Below are 6,000 nucleotides of genomic sequence, written 5' to 3' on the forward strand. Positions count from 1 at the left end.
CCTTTTGACGGCTTCCGCCCAAGATAACGAAATGAGTACTCCTAGGTGCCTTCATGCAATACGTTACAACGCAGTCTGAGCGATAATAGAAGATGTGCTTGAAATTCTTGCATGGCGCATCCATTGTGTTATTTATCCACCAACCGTCTTGCCCTGTTTTTTCGCACGACTCACTCCATACCCCATGAGCACAACCACACCGACACCCACAACCAATGCGAGCCAGCGAAGCAGTCTCACGACGCTCAAGGGACTTCTACCTTTTTTAAGTCCATATAAGAAGCAATTCTTTCTTGCAGGCATCGCCTTGCTGATTGCGGCGGGAGCGACGCTCGCGATCCCCGCTGCGTTTAAGCAAATGATTGATATGGGATTTGGTGGCACGGGAGGTCATAGCATTCGTCACGTTGACCTCACGTTTCTTGCCTTGTTTGGCGTTGCGACAGTCCTTGGAATCTCCACTGCAGCGCGTTTCTACATGGTTTCATGGTTAGGCGAACGTGTGACGGCCGATATCCGAAGTAAAGTCTACGCTCACGTCGTAACTCAAAGTCCGCAATTTTTTGAAACGACGCAGACTGGCGAGGTGCTTTCCCGCCTGACCGCCGATACCACGCTGATACAAACAGTCGTTGGCACCAGTATCTCAATGGCATTAAGGAACGCGTTGTTATTTATCGGTGGTCTGGTCATGCTTTTTGTCACGAGCATCAAATTAAGCGCCATTATCATCGTCCTCTTAGCGCTCGTCGTTTTACCGATCGTGCTCTTCGGTCGCCGAGTGCGTAAGCTTTCACGTGACTCGCAGGATAAAATTGCCGATGCCTCCGCCATCGCTGGCGAAATCCTCAATGCCATGCCGACAGTACAAGCTTTTACCCATGAACACATTGAAGCAAAGCGTTTCTCTAGTTCGGTTGAGAATGCCTTTCAGACGGCAATGCGTCGGATACGCGCACGATCACTCTTAACAATGATCGCAATCCTGCTCGTTTTCGGTGCGATCGTTTTTGTTCTTTGGCTGGGTGCCCATGCGGTTATCGAAGGAACCATGAGCGGTGGCGAGCTTGGCCAATTTATCTTATACGCCTCCATGGTAGCGGGCGCACTCGGTGCTCTTTCTGAAGTCATGGGAGACGCACAGCGCGCAGCGGGTGCGACGGAACGCCTGCTCGATTTGATGGCGGTCGAATCGCCGATCCAAAATCCAACGCATCCTCACGCGCTGCCGCACCACGCCGCAATCAATCAACCAGGTGCGACACTGTCTTTAAGTGATATCAGCTTTCACTATCCGTCTCGCCCTAATACCAACGCCATCTCTCACCTCAGTCTAGACATTCGTGCCGGTGAGACGGTCGCCATTGTCGGCTCATCTGGCGCAGGTAAAACAACGCTGTTCCAACTACTATTGCGCTTCTACGATCCGCAACAGGGCACCATTACACTCAATGGTGTGAATATTCGCGATCTTCAATTGCACGCGCTTCGACAAGCGGTTGGCGTCGTCCCTCAAGAAACGATTATCTTTTCAGCCAATGCGATAGAAAATATCCGTTATGGTCGGGATGATGCAAGTGACGAAGAAGTGATCGCCGCCGCAAAAATGGCGGCAGCCCATGAATTTATTGAAAAACTTCCCGAAGGATATCAATCATTTTTAGGTGAGCGTGGCGTTCGGCTCTCTGGCGGTCAGCGACAACGCATCGCGATAGCCCGCGCTTTGCTCAAAAATCCCCCCCTCCTCTTGCTCGATGAAGCGACCAGTGCATTGGATGCTGAATCGGAACGATTAGTCCAAGGCGCATTGGAAGTGGCGATGCAGAATCGGACAACACTCATCATCGCGCACCGACTTGCTACCGTAAAAAGCGCAGACAGAATCATCGTGATGGATCAAGGCAGCATCGTTGAAAGTGGGACGCACAACTCCCTCGTGGAACTCGGAGGCGTCTATGCGACTTTGGCGGCGTTACAGTTCAATGTGCATCAAGGCACAAATGAACCGGCAGAATAAAAGGCAACGATTAAAACTTACCGCAAGGAAAAATTCCGACGAATCGGTTTTTTCCCGAAGGAATCATCAAGACATTTTCCTTGACGTGACAATCCGCCCTTGCGTACACTCTCACGATCTTGGATTCTATATCGACGATGGTCGATGAGCACCTCATCCTGCCTATGAAACGATTACGACGCCCCACTCACCTTGCTGTTTTGTCCGCACTACTGATATGGACGTTGCCGCAATCTAGTTACGCAGATACACCATCCATGCTCGCCCTCACAAAAACATCTGTGTTTAGCGACGCCAAAGGTCTCCCTCCTAGCACAAGCAGTAACATAGCAACGACTCAACTCAACACAGAGCTCCCGAATTTCAACTACGGCAGTAAAGAAATAGACCTATGGGAACGTGTACGTGCAGGCTATGCGATTCCAGACTTGGATAACAAACTCGTTAATAACCAACTGACTTGGTACAGCACCAGAACCGATTACATCTTACGGACTGTTCAGCGCGGATCGCGGTATCTTTACCACGTCGTAGAAGAACTCGAGAAACGGGGTATGCCAACGGAACTGGCTTTATTGCCTTTCATTGAGTCAGCCTTTAACCCCCAAGCCATTTCAACGACCAAAGCCACCGGCATGTGGCAATTTATGGCGGCAACCGGGAAAGACTTCAACCTCAAACAAAATATGTTTAAGGATGATCGTCGTGGCGTGCTGGATTCGACCGATGCAGCATTGAATTATCTCGAACGCCTGCATGGTATGTTCGGCGACTGGCAATTGACATTAGCCGCGTATAACTGGGGCGAAGGCTCCGTGCAGCGAGCGATTAAAAAGCAGCAAGCACTCGGACTTCCCATTGATTTCGACAGCATGTCGCCTTTAATGCCGCCAGAAACGCGAAATTATCTGCCGAAGTTGCAAGCAGTAAAAAACATCATCGCTCACCCAGAGCAATTTAATATTGCGCTCCCTAAGCTGGAAAATCAGCCTTATTTCGTTTCTGTCGATAAAACGCGTGATATCGACGTGCGGGTTGCGGCGCAATTGGCTGAATTATCGCTTGATGAATTCAATGCGTTGAATCCTCAGTTTAACCGCCCTGTGATTACTGGCAACAGCAATACGAAGATTCTGCTTCCAACAGATAATGCCGCCCTATTCAAAGAAAACTTGAGCAAATGGCAGGGGCCACTTTCAAGCTGGTCGACCATGTCTGTTCAAAAGACCGAAAAGGTCGAGAATTTGGCTTCACGCTTAGGTGTCAAGCCGGATCTGCTGCGAGACGTCAATCTGATTCCAGCAAAAATGCTCGTGAAAGCGGGCTCAACGATTCTCGTACCGAAATCGGACAAAACAGCGGATAACGATATCGCACCAGAGTTGGCCGATAAAGCGCAGTTAGTGATCGAAAAAGCAGTGACAACGCGCCAGATCAGTTACAAAGTCGGTAAGCGCGACAACCTGAACTCAATCGCCAAGCGCTATCAAGTCAGCGTGGCAGATTTGCGGACATGGAACAACCTGAAACACGATAGCGTATCAAACGGGCAAACCTTACATCTGCAAGTACCGGTGACGAATAAAAATAACCGCACAACAGTGGCATCCCACAGCAAAACCCCTGCACATGCAGCACCTTCGCGCGCATTGGTAGCGCACGTGAAAACACCGAAAAAACGTCACGGATAAGCAAAATAGCCGGGTAGCATCTGTACCCAAACAACAAAAAGGGGTGGCAAATAAATGCCACCCCTTTTTTTCCGAAATCCAGAGCAAACCTGACTAACGCTGGCCAACACCAACGAACAGCGTTAACCGAACCTAGCATTTCCGCTGCGTTATACAGCGGAAATGCTCACCACCATATACGTTAAAAACGTCTGGTAGTGGATCTGGAATCCAACACCAGATTATTTGCCGGACTGGTTCGCGTAGATAATCCAGTAACGTGCCAAATCAGCAGTGCCATCGTTTCCTTGCACTGTTTTCAGCGTTTTGATCGCAGCAGCTTTCTTGCCTGCTTGCAACTGAGCGATACCCAGGTGCAATTTAGCGTCATCGACGTGTTTCAGGTTATCTTTCTTGATACCCTCTTCCATCATCGCCAAACCTTGATCAAACTTACCTGCGGTCACGTTCGCATAACCGATGTTGAGCAAACCAGTACCATCTTTGCTTGATTGCGCCTCAGCTTGTGCAGCCGCCATACCCTTGTCTGCCTCAGCTTGCGCTTTTGTTGCCATGTCGCGCAAACGCTTATGACGTTCAGCATCAGACCCTGCACCCAATGCACCTGCTTTGTAGCCTGCATCGATGATCTTTGTGGCTTCTGCAGGGAAACCTGCTTGGATTGCCATCAGTGAGGAATCCATAAAATCAGAAGTCTTCGTCACTTGGCCCAATGCGATCTTCAAGCGATAGAGGTCAAGTTTCAAACGTTCAGAGTAACCTGGCTTACGCTCGATGTTGTTGAGCAGATTTACCCAGTACTCTTTCTTGTTATAGTAAGACACCATTTTTTCCAGCGCGCTGGAATAACCTGCCATGTCTTTTTGTTTCAGGGCAGCATTTGCATAAAACTCCAGATTTGCCAAGCTTGGTGCACGACCTGCTTTTTCATCTGCAGCCATATCTGCCATGACTTCTTTAAGCGCTTTAGAACTATCGCCGCCCTGATTCATTGCTTGAATCATGTATGGACGCAAAGATTGGTCTGTGCCGCCGTCAGCAAAGTAACGGTTATACCAAGTGGCCGCTTTCGCATAGTTACCTGCTTTGTAATAAGCATTAGCCAGTACCTGAATCATTTGCAACTGATCTTTAGAAGGCAACTTGCCTGCAGAAACAATCACCTCCGCGGAACGAATCACGGAATCGTTATCACCAGCTGCGGAAGCGATGGACAAACGCATCCGTTCAATGGTGAAGCTCTCGTTGGCGGTCTTGCCACTGACAGCGTCTGCTTCATGAATTTTCGCCAAGGCGTCTTTGTACTTCTTCGCTTTATACAACTCACCCGCGGACTGGACAATACGGCCAATTTCAGGGCGCATTGCTTCTTCTGCGTGAGCAGTATTGGCAGCAATGTTAGTTAATTCAGGCGCGGCAGCAAAGCCAATCGCTGCAACCAATACAGCGATACGAGACAAGCGAAGTTGCTTCATATGTTGATCTCTCAATCAATAAATTTAATAAACTCAAAAACCGTGCCACTATTGTGCCAAAGCTTGGCATGAAAGGCACCAGATTCCGCAAATATGAAAAAAGGCAGGGATCACCCTGCCAGTTTTCAATGATACATCAAGACTTAAACATTGAAGTGCTCAAACCACAATAAATGTCGTGATCACTTCAAGAACTGCTCATTACCTACCATACCGATTTTGGTCACACCCAAACGCTGGGCAGAAGCCATCACGGCAGCAACGGATTTGTACGGTACCACTGCGTTAGGACGCAGGTGAACCTCTGGCTGATTTGGATTGCTTGCCACTTCTGTCAGCTTGCTTTCCAATTCGCCACGGCTTGCAACCGCAACACCGTTCCACAATACCGTTCCATCGAAATCGACGTCAATGTTAATTACCACTGGCGGCTCTGTCGGCTTGGACGGCGCATTCGTCGGCATGTTCAGATTCACTGAGTGATTCTGAATTGGAATAGTGATGATCAGCATGATGATCAACACCAACATAACGTCGATCAACGGCGTCATGTTCATTTCTATCATCACTTCCGGATCGGCTGAAGAGCTGCCGGAACCTATTTGCATTCCCATAATCTTCCTTTAGTTGCGTGGTGGTGGTTCGATCACGAAGCCCACTTTTGCAATCCCTGCGCGTTGGGCATTGAGAATCGTTTTACCAACGAACTCGTAGCGGACGTTTTGGTCACCGCGGATGTTGACTTCCGGTTGCGGTACCTTCACGGCTTCTACTTTGAGCTTCTCAAACAGATCTTCTGTCCCGCCTGGCAGCGGAC

At 49.1% G+C, this 6,000-nt stretch carries 5 protein-coding genes; 2 read left to right on the top strand and 3 right to left on the bottom strand.

Features of this window, described 5'->3' with window-relative positions; all coding sequences use genetic code 11:
* The first annotated feature begins 184 nt into the window (after positions 1-184).
* Complete coding sequence (locus ACO0K2_RS12905) at positions 185-2,017, top strand: ABC transporter transmembrane domain-containing protein (RefSeq protein WP_423019373.1); 1,833 nt, start codon at positions 185-187, stop codon at positions 2,015-2,017.
* Between the two features lie 164 nt (positions 2,018-2,181).
* Entirely contained in the window at positions 2,182-3,708 is a 1,527-nt protein-coding gene (locus ACO0K2_RS12910) for a transglycosylase SLT domain-containing protein (RefSeq protein ID WP_423019375.1), read from the top strand.
* 221 nt (positions 3,709-3,929) lie between these two features.
* Here the strand turns inward: ACO0K2_RS12910 and ACO0K2_RS12915 are convergent, their stop codons facing one another.
* The 3 genes from ACO0K2_RS12915 to ACO0K2_RS12925 all read right to left on the bottom strand — a co-directional run.
* Entirely contained in the window at positions 3,930-5,183 is a 1,254-nt protein-coding gene (locus ACO0K2_RS12915; RefSeq protein WP_423019377.1) for a tetratricopeptide repeat protein, read from the bottom strand.
* A gap of 182 nt (positions 5,184-5,365) precedes the next feature.
* Positions 5,366-5,797 carry an ExbD/TolR family protein gene (locus ACO0K2_RS12920; RefSeq protein WP_423019379.1) on the bottom strand — a complete coding sequence of 144 codons (432 nt, stop codon included), beginning with the start codon at positions 5,795-5,797 and terminating at the stop codon, positions 5,366-5,368.
* 9 nt (positions 5,798-5,806) lie between these two features.
* Positions 5,807-6,000 (bottom strand): ExbD/TolR family protein (locus tag ACO0K2_RS12925; protein ID WP_423019381.1); only part of this gene is annotated, 194 nt, incomplete at its 5' end.

Source organism: Undibacterium sp. MH2W, assembly GCF_049340215.1.
In the GTDB taxonomy this organism is placed as follows: Bacteria; Pseudomonadota; Gammaproteobacteria; order Burkholderiales; family Burkholderiaceae_D; genus Undibacterium.

Excerpts from the sequence above, each read along its gene's own strand:
- ACO0K2_RS12910 (WP_423019375.1), top strand. The coding sequence starts at position 2,182 with ATGAAACGATTACGACGCCCCACTCACCTTGCTGTTTTGTCCGCACTA.
- ACO0K2_RS12905 (WP_423019373.1), top strand. The coding sequence starts at position 185 with ATGAGCACAACCACACCGACACCCACAACCAATGCGAGCCAGCGAAGC.
- ACO0K2_RS12920 (WP_423019379.1), bottom strand. The coding sequence starts at position 5,797 with ATGGGAATGCAAATAGGTTCCGGCAGCTCTTCAGCCGATCCGGAAGTG.
- ACO0K2_RS12915 (WP_423019377.1), bottom strand. The coding sequence starts at position 5,183 with ATGAAGCAACTTCGCTTGTCTCGTATCGCTGTATTGGTTGCAGCGATT.